Origin of the sequence: Paenirhodobacter hankyongi (genome assembly GCF_003664585.1) — a bacterium.
GTDB classification, from domain to species: domain Bacteria; phylum Pseudomonadota; class Alphaproteobacteria; order Rhodobacterales; family Rhodobacteraceae; genus Rhodobacter; species Rhodobacter hankyongi.
In genome coordinates this window covers 1-22,739 of record NZ_RCHI01000020.1, presented here as the reverse complement: position 1 = coordinate 22,739, position 22,739 = coordinate 1, and the positions used below count along the sequence as shown (strand labels likewise).

The window sequence follows — 22,739 nt, the reverse complement described above, 5'->3', positions numbered from 1 at the left end:
ATGGTGACGATCGCAGTCAATCGGGGCCGTCCGGGCGGCACGCGGGTGAAGATCTGCGGGCTCAGCCGGCCTGCGCATGTCGCCGAGGCGGTGGCGGCGGGCACGGCCTATGTGGGCTTCGTCTTCTTCCCGAAATCGCCACGCAACGTCCCGGCCGAGGTGGCGCGCGACCTCGCGCTCGAGGTGCCCTTCGGGGTGGCGAAGGTCGGGCTGTTCGTCGATCCGAGCGATGCCTTCCTTGACGAGGTTCTGGCGCTGGTGCCGCTCGATCTGGTGCAGCTGCATGGCCATGAAAGCCCCGAGCGGGTGGCCGAGGTGCGCGCGCGCGCCGGGCTGCCGGTGATGAAGGCCGTGGGGGTCTCGACCGCCGAGGACCTGCCGCAGCTTGACGCCTACGAGGCGGTGGCGGACCAGATCCTCGTCGATGCCAAGGCGCCTGCGGGCGCGGCGCTGCCGGGCGGCAACGGGCTGCCCTTCGACTGGCAGCTGATCGCCGGGCGCAGCTGGACGCGGCCCTGGATGCTGGCCGGCGGCCTGACCCCCGAGAACGTCGCCGAGGCGGTGCGCCTGACCGGCGCGACGCAGGTCGATGTCAGCTCGGGCGTCGAGAGCCTGCCGGGCGAGAAGGACGCGGCGCTGATCCGGGCCTTCGTCGCGGCGGCGCAGGGATGATGCCCCCGCGCGCGCTGTCCGGTCACAGGGTCGAACTGCTTTCGAGGTAATTCGGCCCGCCGGTCGTCGCCGCGGTTGCGGGACTGCTGGTCAGATCGGCCGGCATGCCGCCATTCCGCTTCGGGTTGTTCAGGCACAGGAACAGGTGGCTGCTTTCATTGCTGACGCGGTTCGTCAAAGTCGACGCGTATTCCGCATTGAGCCCCTTGTCCCTGCAGATGCGCTGCGCCTCGCGATAGGTGCCGTTGGTCAGGTGGCCGTAGTTCGTCTTCAAGACAACGCTGTCGCGATTGTAGCCGGTTGCAAAGACGTTTTCGGGCGGCGGCGCACAGGCGGCCAGGGAGAGAGCGGCAAGAATGGCAAGGCGTCGCATGATGATCTCCAGCTCGGAATAACTTTATTCAGGAAAAACGGTCGGTTGATGAGACTCCCGGTTCCGTTCCGACCCTAGGGCGGTCGGGGGCTAGAATGCAAGCAACTGTGCCGCCGTGCGGCCCCGTCGTTACGGCAGGGCAATGTATTTTACCCGAGAGGAAACGGGAACTTTACCACCGGGTGCCGGCGCGCTATCTCCGTTGGGAAATTTGCGCGAGGTGAGACGATGGCCGAGGACCTTCCCAACAGCTTCATGACCGGCCCCGACGAGAACGGGCGCTTCGGCATCCATGGCGGGCGCTTCGTGTCCGAGACGCTGATGCCGCTGATCCTGGAGCTCGAGGCGCAATATGAACACGCCAAGACCGACCCGGAATTCTGGGCCGAGATGGAGTATCTGTGGAAATACTACGTCGGCCGGCCCTCGCCGCTCTATTTCGCCGAGCGCCTGACCGAGGAGCTGGGCGGCGCCAAGATCTATCTCAAGCGCGAGGAGCTGAACCACACCGGCGCGCACAAGATCAACAACGTGCTCGGCCAGATCCTGCTCGCCCGCCGCATGGGCAAGACCCGGATCATCGCCGAGACCGGTGCCGGCCAGCATGGTGTGGCGACCGCGACGGTCTGCGCCAAGTTCGGGCTGAAATGCGTCGTCTACATGGGCGCGACCGATGTCGAGCGGCAGGCGCCGAACGTGTTCCGCATGCGGCTTCTGGGCGCCGAGGTGCATCCGGTGACCTCGGGCCGCGGCACGCTGAAGGACGCGATGAACGACGCGCTGCGCGATTGGGTGACGAACGTCCGCGACACCTTCTATTGCATCGGCACGGTGGCGGGCCCGCATCCCTATCCGGCGATGGTGCGCGATTTCCAGTCGATCATCGGCAAGGAAACCCGCTGGCAGCTCGAGGAGCTCGAAGGCGAGGGCCGGCTGCCCGACACGGTGATCGCGGCGATCGGCGGTGGCTCGAACGCGATGGGGCTGTTCTATCCCTTCCTCGACGATCCCTCGGTGAAGATCATCGGCGTCGAGGCGGGCGGCCATGGCGTCGACGAGCGGATGGAGCATTGCGCCTCGCTCACCGGCGGGCGTCCGGGCGTGCTGCATGGCAACCGCACCTATCTGCTGCAGGACGAGGACGGCCAGATCCTCGAAGGGCATTCGATCTCGGCCGGGCTCGACTATCCGGGGATCGGGCCGGAGCACGCCTGGCTGCATGACATCGGCCGCGCGGACTATGTCTCGGTGACCGACATGGAGGCGCTCGACGCCTTCCAGATGCTGTGCCGGACCGAGGGCATCATCCCGGCGCTGGAGCCGAGCCATGCGCTTGCCCATGTGAAGAAGATCGCGCCGACGCTGCCGAAGGACCACATCATCGTGGTCAATCTCTCGGGGCGGGGCGACAAGGACATCTTCACCGTCGCGCGCCACCTTGGCGTCGAGATGCAGGGCTGACAGGACCCGGGCGGGGAAACCCCGCCCGTCTCCGCTCCTGTGGGCCTGTCCGGGCCTTCAGTCGCGGTTCTTCTTCTTTTTCTTCTTCGGCAGATCGCCCGCCTGCATCAGCTGAGCAAGCTCGGCCGCGTCGTGCCGGGCAAGGCGTGCGAACCAGTCATCCGCCGCCTGCACCATCTGCGCGAGCGGCGCGAGCCGCGGATCGTCCGCGGTGGCGGCAAGCGCGGTCAGCCGCTCGGCAAGAGGGGCGAGGTCGCGACGCTGACGCTCGATCAGCAGCGAGCGCAGCAGCGCCCAGGGGTCGGGATCGGCGACGAAGTAATCCTTGCGCGAGCCGAAGCTGCGCGCCGCCTGGATCAGGCCGCGCTCGCGCAGCTCCTTCAGCGCCACCGAGACGTTCGAGCGCGACAGACCGAGGATCGTCACCAGATCTTCGGCCGAGGGTGCCTGTGCGGCGCGCCAGATCGCGGCGAAACAGGCGCCGGCGGGGCGGCTGAGACCGAAGCGGGGGGCCGCTTCGGCGAAGAGTCGGGCAAGGTCCGGGGGCGGGGTGGCGGGCATTCACGGTCTCCTTCGCCCCCGGTTCTAGCAGGGCTTTGCGGGCTTGTCGCCCTCTGCCCTGCACCCTGATGCCGCATTGCGGCTTAGCCGGCGAGGCAGCCCGAGATCGTGCCGGCAAGGCCCTGCATCAGCCGCTCGTAGAGGTCCGCGCCATAGCTCAGCGTGCTGCCCGAGGGATCGAGCGCCCCGCCAAGCCTGACGCCCGTGCCCTCGATCAGCCGCTCGGCCGGGCGGGTGTCGTGCTGGGCCTCGGGGAAGGCGCAGACGACGCCATCCGCGACCAGATCGGCGCGCAGTTCGCTCAGATGCGCCGCGCCGGCATCCGTCGCATCGCCAAGCGCGATCGCGCCGGCGACCTTCAGCCCGTAATGATCGGCGAAATAGCCATAGGCGGCGTGGAAGACGACGAAGGGGCGGTCCTTCACCGGGGCGAGCTCTGCCGTCAGCGTGGCGTCGAGTGCTTCGATCTTCGCCTTTGCGGCCGCGGCATTGGCGGCATAGGTCGCGGCATGCTCGGGGTCGAGGCGGCTGAACTCATCCGCGATCAGGCCCAGCCACAGCTCGGCATTCGCCGGGTCGAGCCAGGCGTGGGGGTCGACGCCCTCGTGGACATGGCCGTCCTCGTCGGCTTCGCCATGCGCATCGGCACCCTCGGCGGCATGGTCATGCGCGTCGGTCGCATGTTCGTCCGCGCCATGGTCATGGGCCGCGGCGAAATTCTGGAGATGTGTCCCTTCGGCATGCAGCAGCGACAGCGCATGCGCGTCGGGGGCGACCGAGGTGATGGCGCGGTCGAGCCAGGGGGTCATCTCGGCTCCGACCCAGAGCACCAGATCCGCCCGTTCAAGCGCGCGCGCCTGCGAGGGTTTCAGCTGATAGCTGTGCGCATTCGCGCCCTGTTCGAGCAGCACGTCGACCGGGCCGAGATCGCCCATCACCTGCAGCGCAAGCGACTGCACCGCGGGCAGGTCGGTCACCACCTTCGGCACCTCGGCCAGGGCGAGGCCGGGCAGGGCGGTGCCCCCCAGCAGGGCGGCAAGCATCAGGGGAGAGCGCATCGGGCACCTCTTCATCTCTTGTGATCGGGGCCTCGGTTATTTATGTTATATCGTAACGCGTCAAGAGAAATGTGATAAGATAACATGAACTCCGAACCGGATTCCGACGCCGCCGCGGCCTTCGCGACGCATGATCACAGTCAGTGCATGGGCGAGACGCTGGCCCGCGCCGAGGCCGAGGCGGCGCGGCGTGGGGCGCGGCTGACCCCGGTGCGGCGCCGCACGCTCGAGATCTTGCTCGAATCGCACCGTGCCATGGGCGCCTATGAGATGCTCGACCGGCTTGCCGCCGAGGGCTTCGGCAATCAGCCGCCCGTGGCCTATCGCGCGCTCGAGTTCCTGGTCGAGAACGGGCTGGCGCATCGGGTGCGGCGGCTCAACGCCTTCGCCGCCTGCATGCACCCGGGCGAGGCGCATGCGCCGGTGTTCCTGATCTGCCGCGAGTGCGACAGCGTCGCCGAGGCGCCCGGCGCGCCGGTGCGCGCGGCGCTCGACGAGGCCGCCGCCGCGCTTGGCTTCACCATCGAGCGCGCGAATATCGAGGCGCTCGGCCTGTGCCCGGTCTGCGCCGCGAAGGAGACGCCATGATCCCGCTCATCACCGCCTCGGGGCTCAGCGTCCGCCACGGCGACGCCGAGGTGCTGTCGCAGGTCGATTTCACCATCGCGCCGGGCGAGATCGTCACCGTGGTCGGGCCGAACGGCTCGGGCAAGTCGACGCTGATCCGGGCGCTGATCGGGCTCGAACCGATGGCAAGCGGCACGGTCAGCCGGCGCGAGGATCTGGTGATCGGCTATGTGCCGCAGAAGCTGCATATCGATCCGAGCCTGCCGATGACGGTGCGCCGCTTCCTGTCGCTGCCGCGACGGGTCGACGATGTCTCGGCCGAGGCGGCGCTGATGCGCACCGGCGTGCCGGGGCTTGGCGGGCGGCAGATCGCGCGGCTGTCGGGCGGGCAGTTCCAGCGCGTGCTGCTGGCGCGCGCGCTGCTCGCGCGCCCCGACATCCTGATCCTCGACGAGCCGACGCAGGGCCTCGACCAGCCCGGCACCGCGGCCTTCTACAAGCTGATCGAGGAGGTGCGCGGCGAGACCGGCTGCGCGGTGCTGATGGTCAGCCACGATCTGCATGTGGTGATGTCGGCCTCGGACCGCGTCATCTGCCTGAACGGTCATGTCTGCTGCGCCGGCACCCCGCGCGTGGTCTCCGAGGCGCCGGAATATCGCGCGCTCTTCGGGCTCGGCACCGGCGGCGCCTTTGCGCTTTACCGCCACGAGCACGATCACGACCACGAGGCGGACGAGGGCCACGGCCACGATCCGAGCGCGCCGCATTGCGCCCATCCCCACAGCCACGAGCACGATCATGCTTGACGATTTCCTGATGCGTGCCGGTCTTGCCGGCATCGGCCTGACGCTCGCCACTGGGCCGCTCGGTTCCTTCGTGGTGTGGCGGCGCATGGCCTATTTCGGCGATGCGACGGCGCATGCCGCGATTCTGGGCGTCGCGCTCAGCTTCGGCTTCGGCCTGTCGATCTATGTCGGCACGCTCGCGGTGGCGCTCGCCATGGCGGTGACGGTGGCGATCCTGTCGGGGCGCGGCCATGCGATGGACACGCTGCTGGGCGTTCTGGCCCATGCGGCGCTCGCCTTCGGGCTTGTCGCCGCCTCCTTCATCTCGGGGCTGCGCGTCGATCTGAGCGCCTATCTCTTCGGCGATATCCTGGCCGTGAGCCGGGCCGATGTCGGCATCATCTGGGCGGGGTCGGCGCTGGTCGCGCTGCTGCTTGCCTGGCGCTGGCAGGGGCTGCTGACCGCCACGGTGAACGAGGAGCTGGCGCAGGCCTCGGGGCTGAACCCGCGGGCCGAGCAGCTGGTGCTGACGCTGGCACTGGCGCTCACCGTCGCGGTGGCGATCAAGATCGTCGGCGCCCTGCTGATTTCGGCGCTGCTGATCCTGCCCGCCGCTGCGGCGCGGCAGATTGCGCGCGGCCCCGAGGTGATGGCGCTTGGCGCGACCGTGGTGGGCAGCCTCTCGGTGCTTGCGGGGCTTGCCGCCTCGCTGAGCTGGGACACCCCGGCCGGCCCGTCGATTGTCGCGGCGGCGGCGGTTCTCTTCGTGATCTCGCTGCTGGTGCGTCGGCGCGGCTGAGTCGCGCCGCGCCTGCAAACACGCCGGCAAGCACCGGGAATCACGCGGGTTTCCCCGGGAAACCCGCGTGATCACGCGACCGTGTATGGTGCGGGGCGAGGGGGCGGGTGAAACTCATGCCAAAGTGCAACAGTCCGGACCGCGCGCGCATCACGCAGCGAGATTCTATCTTTGCAACGCGCATCGGCTGTGCAACTCTCGCCCCGATGCTGCCAGAGAAGGCGGCTCCCAAAGGTAATGACGGAGATTACTATGAAAAAACTCGCCACCATCGCTCTCGCCCTCGGCCTGTCGGCTTCGACCGCTTTCGCCGGCGGCTACACCGCTCCGGTCGTCGAAGCCGAGCCGGTCGTCGTGAAGCAGTCGTCGTCGTCGAACGCCGGCATCCTGATCCCGGCGCTGCTGCTCGTCGGCATCGCGGTCGCCGCGTCGTCGAACTAATTTCGACGATCCTTCGGGATCTCGAAAGGGGCCGGGAAGCATCGCTTCCCGGCCCTGTTCATTTTGCCCGCCCGACGACCGGAGCGCGCGATGCGGCAAGGGCAGGGCCCGACAGGCAAAAGGCGCGCCATGGGCGCGCCTTTGTCGTTTCGGGGGAGGGTGCGTGGCGCTCAGGGGCGCACGGTCTGGATCGTGACATAGCCGAGCTGCGGCGAGATCCATTGCCGCGAGGCGACGATCTGACCCGCGGACGAAACGATGAAGGTGTCGTCCATCTTCATGCCCAGCCCCTCGCAATGCTCGACCACCTGCCGGCCCGACCAGGTCTTCCCGGCGAAGGGATAGCTCGTGTCGGCGCCGACGCTGACCGTGCAGTCGAGCGGGATCGGCCGCTCGAGCCCGAGCCCGTCGAGATAGCGGATCACCTTCTTGCCGGTGCCGGGCGTGCGGGCGCGGATCAGCCGGCCGGTCTGCTCGACCTCGGCCGACATCATGTCGAAGCCGAGCCCGCGCGTGCCCGCCAGCATCCCGCCGCGCAGGATCACCGACTGCATCGAAGGCGTGGCATAGGTGCGCATCGTGCCGTTCTCGCCGATCATCCCGAGGATGGTGACGTTCTTCGGCGTCTCCTGCGACAGCAGGATCAGCGGCCCCTTGTTCAGTTCGAGCGCCGAACGCGCCATCGCCTCGGCATCGGGGGCGGCGGCCACGGTCTTGTCGCGCTTGAAGACGGAGAAGATCTGCTTGAGCGACTCGCCCGCCATGCGGGTGTTCTCGGTCTGGTTGGTGTCCGAGCCACAGGCGGCAAGCCCGCCCAGACCGATCACCGCGGCCAGGGCGAGTGCCCGGTTCCGAAGGCCCGTCATCGCCAGAATCTCCCCCAGCTGTCGTAAAGGTCGCCGGTATGCGCCATGCGCACCGTCTCGTAGAGGCGGCCGTCGATGTCGAGCCGCGCACCGCCGTCACGCATCAGCGGGCGGATCGTGGTCTTCAGCTTGTTGACCGAGGGCCGGCCGGTGGTCCAGGCGACGGGGATCGTCAGGCGGATGCCCTTGTCGAACGAGCCTTCGCCGAAATCCTTCGAGGACATGTCGGTGAAGGTCGCGAAGGCGCCCACGCTCCAGCCGTTCTCGAATTCGCGGTCGATGGCGATCGTCGCGCCCCAGTCCTTGGCCAGATAGCGGCCGACGTCGAGCTCGGCGGTATAGCCCTTGCCGATGTCGTAATAGGCCGAGACATGGCCGGTGACGGTGGAATAGTCCTGCAGGCCGAAATGCTGGTCGAAGTCGCGCTGCTTGGCCCAGTTCGTCTCGACGCCAAGGGCAAGGCGGCTGTCGACCGGCGCCCAGAGCACTTCGCCCGAGACGCCCGCATACATCCGCTCGAGATAGCCGACGCTGACGCGGGTATAGATGTTCTCGCCCAGATGGCCGTATTTCGCCAGCGTCAGGCGCTGGATCGCGAGGTCGCCGTTCTTCTGATACTCGACGAGGTCGGAGCGCACATGCTGCACCACCGAGTTCGAGTCGCGCGTGGTGTCGTCGAGGTTGCCCACGACCTTCTGCCGCACGCTGCCCGAGAGCACGAGGCCCGGCGCCATCTCGTAGCGGCCCGAGAGCTCGGCGCCGACGTCGAGGCGGAACGGGTTGTCGGGGTCGAAGATCGAGGCCTCGGCATAGGGCGTCAGCGCCCATTGGAAGCGCGGATAGAGCGCGTCGCTGCGCACGAGGCCGGGGGCGTTTTGCGGCGCCGCGGTGATCGACACCTGCGGCAGCATGTCATAGGAATTGGTGTTCTCCATCCGCTCGAGATCCGAGCGGCGGAAGGTGACCGAGGACAGCGCCATGCCCTTCTGCACCGGCGTCACCACGATCGTCTCGACCGAGGGCGGCAGCGCGCGCGTCGCCATGCGCGCGACATGGCCGATCGCCTGCGGTTCGGCACCGTAGGTCTCGTTGCGCACCCGCAGCTCGGCCCGGGTCGCGCTGAGCGACATCGACTCGAGGATCTGGCCGTCCTTGGCAAGGCTTGCCGCCAGCGCCTTCTGGATGCCCGGATGCACCTCGGGATCGGCCGCCCAGGCGCCCGACCAGCCCTCGGGATCGGCGGCGGGGGTAGGGCGCGGCCGCACCGGCAGCGGCGCCTTCTCGATCCCCGAGGGGAAGGGCGGTTCGTGCGGGTTGATGTTGCGCACGAACTGGAAGCCGACCTTTTCGCCGTACATGTAGTAAAGCTGCACGCCGAAGAACTCGCTCACCTGATAGTCGGCGGCGAAGTTGATCGAGCTGTTGCGGTTGAACCCGTCGAGCAGCGTTTCCTTGACATAGGCGTCCGAGGAATATTCGGCCTTCAGCGTCAGCCGGTCGGTCGCGGCATAGGAGACGCCGAAGAAGGGGGCGAAATCGCCCTTGAACCAGGAGCCCGAGTTGAACTTGCCGCCGGTGCTGGTGACGTCGTAGTCGGGCCGGGTGCCGGTCGAGCCGATCGAGCCGAAGGAGCCGAGCCGGCCCCAGCCGAGGCCGCCGCTCACCCGCAGTTTCGACCCGATGCTCTTCGTCGCGACGATGTATTCCGAGGAATAGACGCCGGTGCCGATGAAGTCCTGCAACCCGATCGCCATCGCCGGGGTCCAGCCCCATTTGCCCTCGTCGAGGAACTGGAAGCGGATGTCGAAGGAGCGGTCGTACAGCGCCTCGTAACGGCCGGTGCCGTCGTCCTTCGGCATCAGCCCGGGCACCTTCGAATAGCGGAAGGCGCCGGTCAGGCGCGGCGCGATCTGGAAGGTCAGCGTGTTGCGCATGGTGCCGTCGTTCAGCCCCGTCAGCGACAGGCCGAGCTCGCCGTCGGGGCGCATCTCGGCCGAGGGCATGTCGATCAGGCCGGGCATGCCGAAGGTGTTGCGGCTCTGCCCGACGAGAGGCTCTGCGTGACCCGCCGGGGCGGCAATGCCGGCCGCAACGGAGAAGACGCCCAGCGCCCCCGCAACCTTTGCCCTGCGTCTGCGTTTGCGCTGAATGCTCGAGACCGTCACGCTTCCCTCCGCCGTCTTTGCGCCAGTTATACCGGCTTTTCTCACGGGAGCGAGAGGAAAGCCGTGGGCGGTGGCAAAACCCTGCCGTCTCTGGCGCGGCTGCATCACCTTGCGGCAGTTTCGCAATCGCCGGGCGGGGTTGCGGCAATCCGTCCCAATGAAGCATCAAAAATACATGATATCATGAGCGCCGTTCCCGCGGGAGAATCGGATGCCCGCCCGACCCTCGGCTTGCCAGCGCTGCCGGCCAGGGCGGACAGATGCCGGCGCGGCGGTCTTGCGTCCCTTGCCGCCGCGCCAGTGTCTTTTACCTTCCCGTCCCTGCGGGATCGGCCCGCGCCGGGGCGGGCCGCCCCGGGCTCAGCCGTAGCGGTAGGGCTGGCCGGCCTTCGCCATGGTCTCGTTGTATTTCTTGATGATCTCGACGACCTTCGCCTTGAGCGGGCTTTCGGCGGCGATCTCGTCCCAGAAGGTGTGCGCGGCCGCTTCCATCTTGGCGTAATCCTCGGCCGGGATCGAGGTCAGCTTCATGTCCGCCCCCTCGACGCGCAGCTTCGCCTCGCCGGCCCAGTACCACCATTGCCGATGGTAATGCGACTGGTCGAAACAGGTCTGCATCAGCTGCTTGAGGTGATCGGGCACCTCGTTCCATCGGTCCATGTTGGCGAAGAAATGGCCGATCCAGGCGCCCGAGATGTTGTTGGTCAGGAAATAGGGCGCCACCTTCGACCAGCCCGAGGTGTAATCCTCGGTGATGCCCGACCAGGCGAGGCCGTCGAGCTCGCCGGTCTGCAGCGCGACCTCGACGTCTTCCCAGGGCAGGGTGACCGGCACCACGCCGAACTGCGCCAGGAACCGGCCCGCGGTCGGGAAGGTGAAGACGCGCTTGCCGTTCAGGTCGGCGATGCTGTTGATCGGCTCCTTCATGTTGAAGTTGCACGGGTCCCACGAGCCCGCCGAGATGTGCTTGATGCCCACCTTGGCATATTCCTCTTCCCAGATCTGCTTCAGCCCCCAGGAGTTGAAGAGCGCCGGCACGTCGAGTGAATAGCGCAGCGCGAAGGGGAAATAGCCGCCGAAGACGGTGACCTCGGTGGGCGAGGCCATCGAATCGTCATCCGACTGCACCGCGTCGATCGTGCCGTTCTGCATCGCGCGGAACAGCTCGGCGGTCGGCACCAGCTGGTCCGAGGTGTAAAGCTCGATCTCCATCTGGCCATTGGCGATGGTGTTGAAGGCCTCGATCGCGGGCTTCACCACCTCCTCGGCCAGCGCCGGACCGGCATAGGTCTGCAGCCGCCACTTGATCGCCTTTTCCTGCGCCACTGCGGGTGCGGCGAGCCCCGCCGCCGCGGCCCCCACGGCGCCGGTGGCGAGGAATTTCCGTCTGGTCGTCGTCATCTGTCTCTCCTTGTTGGTCGAATGCCCCGTTCCGGGGTCGTTTGGAATTGGGGGGGCTCAGCGGCCCAGCACCTCGCGCGGCAGCCACAGGGCGAGCTCGGGAAAGACCATCACCAGCACCAGTGTCAGGATCATTACGAGGACGAAGGGAAAGACCGAGCGATAGATCACCGGCAGGGTGAACTCGGGCGGCGCCATCGCCTTCATCAGGAACAGGTTGTAGCCGAAGGGCGGCGTCAGATAGGCGATCTGGCAGGTGATGGTGTACAGCACGCCATACCAGACCAGATCGAAGCCCAGGCTTTTCGCCAGGCTGACGAAGACCGGCGCCACGATCACCAGCATCGCGGTGTCGTCGAGGAACATCCCCATCACCAGGAAACTCGCCTGCATCAGCACCAGCACCTGCCAGGGCGCAAGGCCGAGGCTGTCGAGGAAGAAGTCGTTGATCGCCCGGCCCGCACCGAGCCCGTCGAAGACCGCACCGAAAGAGAGTGCCGCGGTGATGATCATCATGAACATCACGGTGATCATCAGTGTCTGCCGGGTTGCTGTCTCGAACACCGCCCAGGTGAAGCGGCCCTTCACCAGCGCCGCCGCGACCGAGGCGAGCGCGCCGATCACCGAGGCCTCGGTCAGGCTCGCCCAGCCGTTCAGGAAGGGCACCATCATCGCGACGAAGATGAAGACCGGCAAGAGGCCCGCGCGCAACAGCCGCAACCGCTCGGGCCAGGTGATTCGGGCGCGCTCCTCGGCCGGCATCGCCGGGGCAAGCGCGGGGTTCAGCGTGCAGCGGATGACGATGTAGAGAACGAACAGCGCCGCCATCAGCAGCCCCGGCACCACGCCCGCAAGCCACAGGTTCGACACCGGCTGCCGCGCGATCAGCGAGAACAGCACCAGCACCACCGAGGGCGGGATCAGGATGCCGAGGCTCGAGCCCGCCTGGATCACGCCCGAGATCATCAGCCGGTCATAGCCGCGCCGCACGAGTTCCGGCAGCGCGATGGTGGCGCCGATCGCCATGCCCGCGACCGAGAGCCCGTTCATCACCGAGATCATCACCATCAGCAGGATCGTGCCGATCGCAAGCCCGCCGGGCAGGGGGCCGAACCAGACGTGGAACATCCGGTAGAGGTCTTCGGCGAGCCGGCTCTCGCTCATCACATAGCCCATGAAGACGAACATCGGCAGTGTCAGCAGCGGCGTCCATTTCATCAGCTTCATCACCGCGGAAAAGCCCATGTCGGTGCCGCCCGGCCCCCAAAGGGCCAGCGCAGCGACCACGGCGACGACCCCGATCGCGCCGAACACCCGCTGCCCGGTGATCATCATCAGGAGCATCGTCGAGAACATCAGGATCGCGATGGTGTTGTGGTCCATCAGATCTTCTCCCCGCGCAGGGTGGCCACGTCGCGGATCAGGATCGACACCGCCTGCAGCAGCATCAGCGCGAAGGACAGGCTGATGATCACCTTGATCGGCCAGAGCACCGGGCGCCAGGCGCTCGGGTTCCGCTCGCCGACCTCGAAGGAATAGACGGTCGAGTCGAAGGCCCCCCAGAGCATCACGCCCAGATAGAACATCAGGCAGAAGACGGTGAACACGTCCCAGGCCGCCTGTCCCTTCGTCGAGAAGCGGGAGTAGAGCAGGTCCATGCGCACGTTGGCATCGGTCTGCAACGCCCAGGGCGCACCCAGCATGTAATAGGCGACGAGGGTGAATTGTGCCATCTCGAGCGTCCAGATCGCCGGGATGTGCAGGATCTTGGTGAAGGACGACCATATCAGGATCGCCATCATCGCGTAGAGCAGATACATCGCGACGCGCCCGAGCCTGCGGTTCAGCGTGTCGACCAGATGCACATAGGATTTCAGGACGGCGGGCATCAGTGCCTCTGCCGCCGGGCGGACAAGCCGGTCATTCATCATCCCCTGTCGGTGGTCTGTTTTTCTTGTGTTGTGCGAAGGCTCGGCCTGCGCTCACGGTGCTGTCAACGCCCGAAGGATTTTGACCGGCTGTTATAATCCGTGCCCGCTGCGCTTTGCGCGAACTCCGGCCGCCCTGCCTGTTTTGGTGGCAGGTGGGAAAGCCTGCGACAGATAAACCCCTTGCAATATGGGAAACCGGCCTTATGTTGTTCATCGCTACGTTAATCTGACCGCACCTGTCTCCTTTATCGGCTTCAGTCTGCTTCTCGATCTGACCAAGCCGGGCTGCCGCAATTTCGTGGGCAGCAAACATAAAAGGAGATCTCACGATGGCCAAGGGCACCGTGAAATGGTTCAACGCCACCAAGGGCTTCGGCTTCATCCAGCCGGAAAGCGGCGACAAGGACATCTTCGTGCACATCTCGGCCGTTGAACGCGCCGGCATCCCGCACCTGGCCGACGGCCAGAAGGTGACCTTCGAGATCGAGACCGGCCGTGACGGCCGTCAGTCGGCGCGCGATCTGGCTCTGGCCTGATCCCCGGCTTCGGGCCCCGCTCAGGGGCCCGACGATCCGCTGAAATCCGGGCCCCCGACGACAGCCGGGGCCCCCTCGCGCAGAGGTTCGGCCAATCGATGGCCCTTCCCGCGCCCCTTTCTCCCGCACATCGCAAATTCCGCCCGCCGCGACAGGCCTCCCTGTCCGCGTGTTCACGGCTCCGGGCTTCCAATTGCCCCAAATATCCCGGGGGTGAGGCCCGAAGGGCCGAGGGGGCAGCGCCCCCTCTCTTCAGGCGCCGATCACCATCAGATCCGCGGCATTCAGGCCAAGCACCACGGTCTCGCCGACCCGCGGCGGCACCGAATGGGCGGCGTTGAACGTGTCGAAGGCCAGGCTCTGGCCGCCGAGATCGGCGCGCAGACGGATCACCGAGCCGAGGAAATCGACCTCGGTGATCTTGCCCGACAGGCCCAGTTCGCACGCCCCCTGACCCAGGCGCACCGCCTCGGGGCGCAGCCCCAGCGTGACGCGGTCCCCGCTCAGCGGCCGGTGCAAAACCACCTCGGTGCCGGCCAGCGCCACGCGCCCGGTCGCGCCATCCTTCACCTCGGCTTCGATCGTGTTCAGCGTGCCGACGAAGCCCGCCACGAAGCGGGTGGCGGGGGTGTTGTAGATCTCGAACGGTGTTCCGACCTGATCGGCCACGCCCTGATGCATGACGACGATCCGGTCCGACATCGACAGCGCCTCTTCCTGATCGTGCGTCACGAAGATCGTGGTGATGCCGAGCCGGCGCTGGATCGCGCGGATCTCGTTGCGCAGCGACACCCGGATCTTCGCATCGAGCGCCGAGAGCGGTTCGTCAAGCAAGAGCACCCGCGGCCGCGGTGCCAGCGCGCGGGCAAGCGCCACGCGCTGCTGCTGCCCGCCCGAGAGCTGGAACGGATAGCGCCCGCCGAGATCGGGCAGGCCGATCAGGTCGAGCATCTCCTCGACCCGGCCGGCGATCTCCTTCGCGGGCGTGCCCTTCACCTTCAGGCCGAAGCCGACGTTCTGCGCCACGGTCAGGTTCGGGAACAGCGCATAGGCCTGGAACACCATGCCGATGTTGCGCGCGTTCGGCCGCAGCCGCACCATGTCGGCGCCGTCGATCGCGATCACGCCCGAACTCGGCGTCTCGAACCCCGCGACCATGCGCAGCACCGTGGTCTTGCCGCAGCCCGAGGGACCCAGCAGCGAGATGAACTCGCCCTGCTCGACGGTGAGGTTGAAATCCTTCACCACGCGCGTCGGCCCGAAGCTCTTTTCGAGGTGAGAGAGGGTGAGGAAGGTCATCGCGCAGCCTTGTCGTGTTTCGAGAATCGGGTGACGAGCTGGATCAGCCCCATGCAGGCCCAGGTGATGACGAAGGCGATGGTCGCCAGCGCGAAGGGCTCGTAGGCGCGGTTGGCGCCCATCAGCTGCAGATAGGGACCGAAGGCCGGCCGGTTGAGCAGGGCCGCCATGGTGAACTCGCCCATCACGATGGCGAAGGTCACGAAGGCGCCCGAGAGGACGGAGACGAGCACGTTGGGCAGGATCACCCGGGCCAGGATCGTGACCCAGCCCGCGCCGAGCGACTGCGCCGCCTCGGTCAGGGTGGCGACGTCGATGGTGCGCAGCCCGGTATCGACGGCGCGATACATGTAGGGCAGCGACAGGGTGACATAGCCGAAGACCAGCAGCAGGTTGGTGCCGAAGATCGTGCCGGTCAGCGGCAGCGCGCTCGAGGTGTTGTAAAGCCGGATATAGCCGAAGACGATGACGATCGCCGGAATGACGAGCGGCAGCAGGGTGACGAACTCGACATAGGGCCGCAGCCCCGGCATCTTCAGCCGCACCCAGAAGGCGGTGGGCACCACGATCGCCATGCCGACGACGATGGTCAGCAGCGCCATCACCACCGAGAAGGTGAAGGTCTCGCGGAAGCGCGGATCGGCCAGCACGACGCGATAGGCCTCGAGGCTGTAGATCCCGCGCTTCATCGACAGCGAGAATTCGACCATGCCGATCAGCGGCAGAATGAAATAGGCCATCCCGAGAAGCAGGATCGCCCAGGCGGCAGCGCGTTTCATTTCAGCCACCTCTCGGAGCGCATGCGCAGCACAATATAGAGCACGTTGGCGATGCCGGTAATCAGGATCATGCCGAAGGCCATGGCATAGCCCAGATGCGGGTTGCCAAGCACGTCGCCGCGGATCTGTGCAAACAGCATGATCGGCACGATGTTCAGGCTCGAGCCGGTCAGCGCGATCGCCGTCGCCACCGCGCCGAAGGCATTGGCGAAGAGCAGCGCGAAGGTGCCGAGGATCGAGGGGAAGAGGATCGGCAGCGCCACCATTCGCCAGTATTGCGCGCCCGAGGCACCGAGGCAGGAGGCCGCCTCGCGCCACTCGCGCTTGAGCCCGTCAAGCGCCGGGGTGATGATCAGGATCATCAGCGGGATCTGGAAGAACAGATAGGTGATCGTCAGGCCCCAGAAGCTGAGGATGTTGAAGCCGTAGACGCGCAGGTTGATGCCCAGATGCGTCTTCAGCGCCAGCGTCACCAGGCCAAGCGGCCCGAGCGTGGCGAGGAAGGCGAAGGCGAGCGGCACGCCGGCGAAGTTCGAGGCGACGCCCGAGAAGGTCAGCAGCGGCGAGCGGATCGCCCGCGGCAGCCCGCCGAGCACCATCGCCGCCGCCATCAGGAAGCCCACCAGACAGCCAAGCGCCGCCGAGGCGACCGAGATCTTGATCGAGATCCAGTAGCTCGACAGGATCGAGTCGGTGAACAGCCCGGCGACGTTCTCGAAGGTGAAGCTGCCATCGGCACGCTGGAAGGCGCCGAGCACGATCTTCATCGTCGGCGCGATCAGGAACAGCGCGACGAACAGCGCGAAGGGCAGCAGGCCGAGCCAGGTCAGCGGCAGGCGCCGGCGCACGGGGGGAGGGGTGTCGCTCACGGGGCGGTCCGGTCTGAATGGAGAAGGCCGCCCCCGGGGATCGGGGGCGGCACGAGGGGCGAGGGGCCCCGGTTTACTGGACGTTCGCGCCGACGACCTTGTCCCAGCCGGCGACGACCGCTTCCTTGTTCGCGGCCTGCTCGTCGAGCGAGGGGAAATAGGCCTTGGCATAGCTTTCGGCCGGCGGCAGGGCGTCGATCAGCTCCTGCGGGACCTTGCCGTTGGCGGCCATCGCGTTGAAGCGCGCCGGGTGGCAATAGCCCTTCAGCCAGAGGTTCTGGCCCTCGTCCGAGTAGATGTATTCCATCCACAGCTTCGCGGCGTTCGGATGCGGCGCATGGGCCGAGATCGCCTGCACGTAGACACCGGCAAGCACGCCCGAGGCCGGCACCACGACCTCGACCGGCGGGTTGCCGGCGAGCGTGTCGCGGGCCGCGAGCGCGTTGTAGTCCCACATCACCACGATCGGCGTCGCGCCCTGCGCAAGCGTGCCGGCCTTGCCGATCACCGGAACGAAGTTCTTCTCGTCGTTCAGCTTCTTGAAGAAGCCGAGGCCCTTCTCGCCAGCGTCCTTGCCGGCCTTGCCGCCCTCGGACATGCCGGCGGCGAGAACCGCGAGAATCGCCTGGTTCGAGGCACGCGGATCACCCGCGAGCGCCACCTGGCCCGCATAGTCGGATTTCAGCAGATCGGACCAGTCGCCCGGCACGGTGTCGACGAGGTCCTTGTTCACCATGAACGACATCACGCCGTAATAGTCGCCGTACCAGTAGCCGTCGGCGTCCTTGATGGTGTCCGGGATCTCGTCCCAGGTCGAGACCTTGTAGGGCTGGATCAGCCCTTCTTCCTTGGCCTGGGGGCCGAAGCTCAGACCGACGTCGATCACGTCGGGGGCCTGCGGGCCGGTGTTGCCCTTGTTGGCGCGGATCGCCTCGAGCTCGTCGGCCGAGCCCGCGTCGGGGTTCAGCTCGTTCACCTTGATGTCGGGATACTTGGCCTTGAAGCCGTCGATCACCGCGCCATAGCCGCACCAGTCGTGCGGCAGCGCGATCGTGGTCAGCATGCCCTCGGCCTTCGCCGCCGCCTCGAGTGCGGACATGTCTTCGGCGTGGACGAGCGCGGTGGTGGCGAGCAGCGCGGCGGCGCCGGCGAGCCAGTGCATCGGTTTCATCGTCATTCGGTCTCTCCCCGTGTATCGGAAGCCTGGGCCCGGGATGGGCTGCAGGATGCACCTAGGCGCCTTCTGTGACAGTCACGCGACACGGGCGCCTTCGGGCCGTCAAGTTTTGACCAGCGGGGCAAGACTTGCCCGATTCCGGGCGCGTTGCAACAAATCTGTTGCGCGGCTGTCATCTTCCGGTGTCGCCTGCCGTCACGTCGTCACCCGGCACGGCAGCGTGCGTGATTTTTTGTCGCAGCCATGGCAGGATGGCCGAGGGAGGACCGACACATGACCGAAATCACGACGGATTTTGACGGGCAGACGGTGATCTGCACGTTCGAGATGACCCCCGCCACCGCGGCCGAGCTGATGGCCGCGCTCGAGGATGCCTATGAGAACTGCATCCGCCTCCAGCCCGGATTCCTTGGCGCGGGGCTGCACATGAACGACGCGCAGACACGGATCGCGAATTACTCGAAATGGGAAAAGCGCGGCGATTATCAGGCGATGCTGCGCACCCCCGAGATGATCACGCGCAACCGCCACATCGCCACGCTGTGCCGCAGTTTCGAGCCGGTGATGTACGAGGTCGGCGCCGTTTTCTGACTTCGCGCCGGCCGAAAACGCCGTATTCTCCCCGCAACGGGCGCCGCCTACCTTGCGCGGCGCCCGGGATTGTGCTGCGGTGCGGCAAAGACAGTGGGGGGACGGACATGGCAGGCACGGTGATCACGGTCGCACAGCAGAAGGGCGGTGCGGGCAAGACCACGCTCGCGGTCAACCTCGCTGTGGCGCTGACGAAGCGCGGTGCACGCGTCGCGCTGCTCGACACCGACCCGCAAGGCTCGCTCGGCCGCTGGTTCATGACCCGGCGCGAGACGCTGGGCGAGGCGGGGCTCGAGTTTTCCACCTCCTCTGCCTGGGGAGTGAGCTATGAGGTCGAAAAGCTGAAGAAGCTGGTCGACGTGGTGATCATCGACACGCCGCCCAAGGTCGACAGCGACCTGCGCCCGGCGCTGCGCGAGGCGGACATGGTGCTGGTGCCGATCTCGGCCAGCCTTGTCGATCTGTGGGCCACCGAAGGCGTGCTCGACCTGGCCCGGCGCGAGGGCAAGCAGCCGAAACTGGTGCTGAACCGGGTGAAACGCGGCACGCGTCTGGATGGCGAGGTGCGGGCGGCGGCCGAGAAGCTCGAGGGCGAGCTGCTGGAGCCGGTGCTGGCGCATCGCGTCGTCTATGCCGAGACGCTGGGGCAGGGGCTTGGCGTGGTCGAGGCGGTGCGCCGCGGCCCCGCCCATGACGAGGTCGAGGCACTGCTCAACGAGGTGCTGGGCGGCGAATGAGCCTCAGCGCTTCTTCGGCCGCTTGACCCCGCCGCGCTGGCCCGGCCGCCCGGCGGTCGAGCGGCCGCGCACGTTCACCGCCGCCTCGACGGCCTCGTCGACCGCCTCCTGGCGCGCCAGCGGATCGTCGGCGATGGCCAGTTCCACCGCCTCGAGCCGCTTCACCTCGTCGCGCAGCCGCGCCGCCTCCTCGAATTCGAGGTTCTCGGCCGCCTTGCGCATCCGCGACCGCAGATCGGCCAGATGCGCCTCGAGATTCGCGCCGACCTTCGGGGCGTCGATCTTCGCCGTGACCCGCGCCATGTCGGTGTCGCCCTGATAGAGCCCCGCCAGCACATCCTCGACGTTCTTGCGCACCGTCTGCGGCGTGATCCCGTGTTCGAGGTTATAGGCCATCTGCTTCGCCCGGCGCCGGTTGGTCTCGCCGATCGCGCGTTCCATCGAGCCGGTGATCTTGTCGGCATACATGATGACCCGGCCGTCGGCGTTGCGCGCGGCGCGGCCGATGGTCTGGATCAGCGAGGTTTCCGAGCGCAGGAAGCCTTCCTTGTCGGCGTCGAGAATTGCGACCAGCCCGCATTCCGGGATGTCGAGCCCCTCGCGCAGCAGGTTGATGCCGATCAGAACGTCGAAGGCGCCAAGCCGCAGGTCGCGCAGGATCTCGATGCGCTCGATCGTGTCGATGTCGGAATGCATGTAGCGCACCCGGATGCCCTGTTCGTGCAGGTATTCGGTCAGGTCCTCGGCCATGCGCTTGGTCAGCGTGGTGCACAGCACCCGCAGCCCCTTCGCCGCGACGATGCGGATCTCGTCGAGCAGGTCGTCGACCTGGGTCTCGACCGGGCGGATCTCGATCTCGGGGTCGAGAAGACCCGTGGGGCGGATCACCTGCTCGGCAAAGACGCCGCCGGCCTGTTCCATCTCCCATTTCGCCGGGGTGGCCGAGACGAAGACCGACTGCGGCCGCATCGCGTCCCATTCCTCGAACTTCAGCGGGCGGTTGTCCATGCACGAGGGCAGGCGGAAGCCGTGCTCGGCCAGGGTGAACTTGCGCCGGTAGTCGCCCCGGTACATGCCGCCGATCTGCGGCACGGTGACGTGGGATTCGTCGGCGAAGACCAGCGCGTTGTCGGGGATGAATTCGAACAGCGTCGGCGGCGGCTCGCCCGGACCGCGGCCGGTCAGATAGCGCGAATAGTTCTCGATGCCGGCGCACATCCCGGTCGCCTCGAGCATCTCGAGATCGAAATTCGTGCGCTGTTCGAGCCGCTGCGCCTCGAGCAGCTTCCCCTCGTCGTGGAACTGCTTGAGCCGCTGCGCAAGCTCGACCCGGATCTGCTTCGTCGCCTGCTGCAGCGTCGGGCGCGGCGTCACGTAGTGGCTGTTGGCATAGATCCGGATCTGCTTGAAACTATCCGTCTTCTGCCCGGTCAGAGGGTCGAATTCCGTAATGCTCTCAAGCTCTTCCCCGAAGAAGCTGAAGCGCCAGGCGCGGTCTTCGAGGTGCGCCGGCCACAGGTCGATGGTGTCGCCCTTGACCCGGAAGGCGCCGCGCTGGAAGGCGGCGTCGAGGCGCTTGTATTGCTGCGCAATGAGCTCTGCCAGGAACTTGCGCTGGTCATAGAGCTGCCCCACCGCCATGTCCTGGGTCATCGCCGAATAGGTCTCGACCGAGCCGATGCCGTAGATGCAGCTGACCGAGGCGACGATGATCACGTCGTCGCGTTCGAGCAGCGCCCGGGTCGCCGCGTGGCGCATCCGGTCGATCTGCTCGTTGATCATCGATTCCTTCTCGATGTAGGTGTCGGTGCGCGCGACATAGGCCTCGGGCTGGTAGTAATCGTAGTAGGACACGAAATACTCGACCGAGTTCTCGGGGAAGAAGCCCTTGAATTCGCCATACAATTGCGCGGCAAGCGTCTTGTTCGGGGCAAGGATGATCGCCGGGCGCTGCGTCTGCTCGATCACCTTCGCCATGGTGAAGGTCTTGCCGGTGCCGGTGGCGCCCAGCAGAACCTGATCGCGGTCCCCCGCCTCGACGCCCGCCGAAAGCTCGGCGATGGCGGTGGGCTGGTCGCCCGCCGGGGAGAATTCGCTGTGCATGACGAAGCGCCGCCCGCCCTCGAGCTTCGGACGGGTGAGCACGTCGAAGCGTTCGCTGGGCTGGTTGGTGGTGTTGTGCGGCATGGGCAGGCTCCTCGCGCGGGCGCGGCAATCCCGCCATACTTGATCTCTTTTCGTTCTCTTTCAAGGCCTTGCCGGTGCGGGTTAAGCAAGGGTGAATGGGTTTCGGCAATTTTAGAAATGAAATCAGAATATTGGCGCAAAAATTCCGTTGCTTTTCCGGCGCGTTGTTCGCAGATTGTTCGTGCAGGCGCGTCTGCCTGCCGGCCGGGCAGTCCCTTTGACGCTTCGTTCCCGCGACCTGGCCGGCAGTGCGCCTGCGCGTTTCGCCCTCCGTTTCGTCCCATGCGCAGGCGGTGGCGGTGAAGGCTTGCGCTTTCGCGTGGATCGACTAGAAAAAGGCGAGTTCCGAGAAGGGGAAGACCATGCGCGCGCGTATCTATCAGCCGGCCCGCAATGCGATGCAATCCGGTCAGGCCAAGACCAGGGTCTGGTATCTCGATTTCGAGCCCGCCGATGCGCGGGAGATTGACCCGCTGATGGGCTGGACGAGTTCCGACGACACGCAGTCGCAGGTGCGCCTGAAGTTCGAGACGCGCGAGGCCGCCGAGGCCTATGCCAAGGAAAACGGCATCGACTATGCCGTGACCGAGCCGCACAAGCGCACCGCCAACATCCGCGCCCGCGGCTATGGCGAGAACTTCGCCTCGGATCGCCGCGCGAACTGGACCCACTGAGGGTGTAAAACGGGGCAAAGTTGTCTCGAAATCGGGGCAAGAATCCCGCGAAGCTAAGCTTGGAGCAAGATATAGGGCGCCCCATGGGCGCCTTCTCCATATGTTGATGTCGCACCCTCTCGTATCGATCGGGGTCAAATTTCGGATGACGAGACCACATGGGGTAGCCAAGGTCTGTTTCGAAGGGCAGGGATGCATCCCACCTTCACTCGGCTTTTCTGTCATTCCTCTAGGTAGCCGATCCAGTGAGGGGCTTCGACCGGCCATAAGATCTCGGATGTCCGACAGGCCAGCGCGATGCTGACACCTTTCATTGCCACTGCCTTTACGGCCAGCTCCCGGCGTTGAGGTGGCCGCGTCACTTTTTCCCCAAAGCCTCTTTGAGCAGGTCGTTCTGCATACTGACGTCCGCAAACATACGCTTCAGGCGTCGGTTCTCCTCGGCCATCGCTTTCATCTCACTGATGAGGCTTGCATCCATGCCGCCATACCTCGCCCGCCACTTGTAAAGCGTGGCGCTGCTCATGCCATGTTCGCGGCACAGCTCGGCAGCAGGCACACCGCCTTCCATCTGGCGCAGCAGATCCATGATCTGCGCTTCTGTGAATCGTGTCTTCTTCATCGAAATCTCCTCGTTCATCCTGCCGAGAAAATTCTACTTCCGCATTCCCCTAAGATCGGGGGGATTGCCGATGGCCGAGAAAGCCTCAGAGGCCATGACCTGCTCCCCTGAAACGTCCTCGTTTTGAGGTTAGCCTGTTCTCCAACCAAGGAGACAGACGATGAAGAGAAGCCGTTTCAGCGAAGAGC

At 66.4% G+C, this 22,739-nt stretch carries 23 protein-coding genes and 1 pseudogene; 10 read left to right on the top strand and 14 right to left on the bottom strand.

All coding sequences use genetic code 11. The features are described from left to right. Window positions 1-672 (top strand): phosphoribosylanthranilate isomerase, encoded by a 672-nt coding sequence (locus DYS74_RS16330; RefSeq protein ID WP_121534740.1) that lies wholly within the window; start codon window positions 1-3, stop codon window positions 670-672. Window positions 673-694: 22 nt separating this feature from the next. On the opposite strand, the gene DYS74_RS16325 is transcribed toward DYS74_RS16330, so the two are convergent. Further along, a complete protein-coding gene (locus DYS74_RS16325; protein WP_121534739.1) occupies window positions 695-1,045 on the bottom strand; it encodes a hypothetical protein in 351 nt (116 codons plus the stop codon). A 228-nt stretch (window positions 1,046-1,273) separates the two neighbouring features. On the opposite strand from DYS74_RS16325, the gene trpB reads away from it, so the two are divergent. Next, window positions 1,274-2,506 (top strand): tryptophan synthase subunit beta, encoded by a 1,233-nt coding sequence (gene trpB, locus DYS74_RS16320; RefSeq protein ID WP_121534738.1) that lies wholly within the window; start codon window positions 1,274-1,276, stop codon window positions 2,504-2,506. Between the two features lie 57 nt (window positions 2,507-2,563). Here the strand turns inward: trpB and DYS74_RS16315 are convergent, their stop codons facing one another. Both DYS74_RS16315 and DYS74_RS16310 read right to left on the bottom strand, forming a co-directional pair. Further along, a complete protein-coding gene (locus DYS74_RS16315; protein ID WP_121534737.1) occupies window positions 2,564-3,067 on the bottom strand; it encodes a GbsR/MarR family transcriptional regulator in 504 nt (167 codons plus the stop codon). 83 nt (window positions 3,068-3,150) lie between these two features. Then, the gene (locus tag DYS74_RS16310) at window positions 3,151-4,125 is read right to left on the bottom strand and encodes a zinc ABC transporter substrate-binding protein (RefSeq protein WP_121534736.1); all 975 of its coding nucleotides are present in this window, start codon (window positions 4,123-4,125) and stop codon (window positions 3,151-3,153) included. A gap of 84 nt (window positions 4,126-4,209) precedes the next feature. On the opposite strand from DYS74_RS16310, the gene DYS74_RS16305 reads away from it, so the two are divergent. The 4 genes from DYS74_RS16305 to DYS74_RS16290 all read left to right on the top strand — a co-directional run bounded on the left by DYS74_RS16305 (window position 4,210) and on the right by DYS74_RS16290 (window position 6,717). Continuing rightward, window positions 4,210-4,713: a Fur family transcriptional regulator gene (locus DYS74_RS16305; protein WP_121534735.1), complete on the top strand. Its 504-nt coding sequence runs from the start codon at window positions 4,210-4,212 to the stop codon at window positions 4,711-4,713. Next, complete coding sequence (locus DYS74_RS16300; protein ID WP_121534734.1) at window positions 4,710-5,498, top strand: metal ABC transporter ATP-binding protein; 789 nt, start codon at window positions 4,710-4,712, stop codon at window positions 5,496-5,498. The genes DYS74_RS16305 and DYS74_RS16300 overlap by 4 nt, the downstream gene beginning before the upstream one ends. Beyond that, window positions 5,491-6,276 carry a metal ABC transporter permease gene (locus tag DYS74_RS16295; RefSeq protein ID WP_121534733.1) on the top strand — a complete coding sequence of 262 codons (786 nt, stop codon included), beginning with the start codon at window positions 5,491-5,493 and terminating at the stop codon, window positions 6,274-6,276. Before DYS74_RS16300 ends, DYS74_RS16295 begins: the two co-directional genes overlap by 8 nt. A gap of 252 nt (window positions 6,277-6,528) precedes the next feature. Continuing rightward, window positions 6,529-6,717: a hypothetical protein gene (locus DYS74_RS16290; RefSeq protein ID WP_164879952.1), complete on the top strand. Its 189-nt coding sequence runs from the start codon at window positions 6,529-6,531 to the stop codon at window positions 6,715-6,717. 170 nt (window positions 6,718-6,887) lie between these two features. Here DYS74_RS16290 and DYS74_RS16285 read toward each other — a convergent pair whose 3' ends face one another. From DYS74_RS16285 to DYS74_RS16265, 5 genes are all read right to left on the bottom strand, one after another. Beyond that, window positions 6,888-7,583 (bottom strand): YjbF family lipoprotein, encoded by a 696-nt coding sequence (locus tag DYS74_RS16285; RefSeq protein WP_121534732.1) that lies wholly within the window; start codon window positions 7,581-7,583, stop codon window positions 6,888-6,890. Continuing rightward, entirely contained in the window at window positions 7,580-9,748 is a 2,169-nt protein-coding gene (locus DYS74_RS16280; RefSeq protein ID WP_394342975.1) for a YjbH domain-containing protein, read from the bottom strand. The genes DYS74_RS16285 and DYS74_RS16280 overlap by 4 nt, the downstream gene beginning before the upstream one ends. 360 nt (window positions 9,749-10,108) lie before the next feature. Then, window positions 10,109-11,149 (bottom strand): TRAP transporter substrate-binding protein, encoded by a 1,041-nt coding sequence (locus tag DYS74_RS16275; protein ID WP_121534730.1) that lies wholly within the window; start codon window positions 11,147-11,149, stop codon window positions 10,109-10,111. Between the two features lie 57 nt (window positions 11,150-11,206). Next, the gene (locus tag DYS74_RS16270; RefSeq protein ID WP_121534729.1) at window positions 11,207-12,532 is read right to left on the bottom strand and encodes a TRAP transporter large permease; all 1,326 of its coding nucleotides are present in this window, start codon (window positions 12,530-12,532) and stop codon (window positions 11,207-11,209) included. Continuing rightward, entirely contained in the window at window positions 12,532-13,038 is a 507-nt protein-coding gene (locus DYS74_RS16265; RefSeq protein WP_121534777.1) for a TRAP transporter small permease subunit, read from the bottom strand. The genes DYS74_RS16270 and DYS74_RS16265 overlap by 1 nt, the downstream gene beginning before the upstream one ends. A 371-nt stretch (window positions 13,039-13,409) precedes the next feature. Between DYS74_RS16265 and DYS74_RS16260 the strand changes: the two genes are divergently transcribed. Then, on the top strand, window positions 13,410-13,616 hold the full coding sequence (locus DYS74_RS16260) for a cold-shock protein (protein WP_121534728.1): 207 nt from the start codon (window positions 13,410-13,412) through the stop codon (window positions 13,614-13,616). 252 nt (window positions 13,617-13,868) lie between these two features. On the opposite strand, the gene DYS74_RS16255 is transcribed toward DYS74_RS16260, so the two are convergent. The 4 genes from DYS74_RS16255 to DYS74_RS16240 form a co-directional block, all read right to left on the bottom strand. Beyond that, entirely contained in the window at window positions 13,869-14,915 is a 1,047-nt protein-coding gene (locus tag DYS74_RS16255; RefSeq protein ID WP_121534727.1) for an ABC transporter ATP-binding protein, read from the bottom strand. Beyond that, the gene (locus DYS74_RS16250) at window positions 14,912-15,694 is read right to left on the bottom strand and encodes an ABC transporter permease (RefSeq protein ID WP_121534726.1); all 783 of its coding nucleotides are present in this window, start codon (window positions 15,692-15,694) and stop codon (window positions 14,912-14,914) included. The genes DYS74_RS16255 and DYS74_RS16250 overlap by 4 nt, the downstream gene beginning before the upstream one ends. Beyond that, the gene (locus DYS74_RS16245; RefSeq protein ID WP_121534725.1) at window positions 15,691-16,563 is read right to left on the bottom strand and encodes an ABC transporter permease; all 873 of its coding nucleotides are present in this window, start codon (window positions 16,561-16,563) and stop codon (window positions 15,691-15,693) included. Before DYS74_RS16245 ends, DYS74_RS16250 begins: the two co-directional genes overlap by 4 nt. 73 nt (window positions 16,564-16,636) lie before the next feature. Next, complete coding sequence (locus DYS74_RS16240; protein ID WP_220668869.1) at window positions 16,637-17,740, bottom strand: ABC transporter substrate-binding protein; 1,104 nt, start codon at window positions 17,738-17,740, stop codon at window positions 16,637-16,639. Between the two features lie 273 nt (window positions 17,741-18,013). On the opposite strand from DYS74_RS16240, the gene DYS74_RS16235 reads away from it, so the two are divergent. Further along, window positions 18,014-18,331: an antibiotic biosynthesis monooxygenase gene (locus DYS74_RS16235; RefSeq protein ID WP_121534724.1), complete on the top strand. Its 318-nt coding sequence runs from the start codon at window positions 18,014-18,016 to the stop codon at window positions 18,329-18,331. 107 nt (window positions 18,332-18,438) lie between these two features. Next, window positions 18,439-19,068 (top strand): ParA family partition ATPase, encoded by a 630-nt coding sequence (parA, locus tag DYS74_RS16230; RefSeq protein WP_121534723.1) that lies wholly within the window; start codon window positions 18,439-18,441, stop codon window positions 19,066-19,068. A 3-nt stretch (window positions 19,069-19,071) separates the two neighbouring features. On the opposite strand, the gene uvrB is transcribed toward parA, so the two are convergent. Next, the gene (uvrB, locus tag DYS74_RS16225) at window positions 19,072-21,255 is read right to left on the bottom strand and encodes an excinuclease ABC subunit UvrB (RefSeq protein ID WP_121534722.1); all 2,184 of its coding nucleotides are present in this window, start codon (window positions 21,253-21,255) and stop codon (window positions 19,072-19,074) included. Window positions 21,256-21,617: 362 nt separating this feature from the next. On the opposite strand from uvrB, the gene DYS74_RS16220 reads away from it, so the two are divergent. Then, complete coding sequence (locus DYS74_RS16220) at window positions 21,618-21,929, top strand: ETC complex I subunit (RefSeq protein WP_121534721.1); 312 nt, start codon at window positions 21,618-21,620, stop codon at window positions 21,927-21,929. Between the two features lie 281 nt (window positions 21,930-22,210). Here the strand turns inward: DYS74_RS16220 and DYS74_RS16215 are convergent. Further along, window positions 22,211-22,551: pseudogene (locus DYS74_RS16215) on the bottom strand (transposase); the annotation flags it as partial. Window positions 22,552-22,739: the final 188 nt, after the last annotated feature.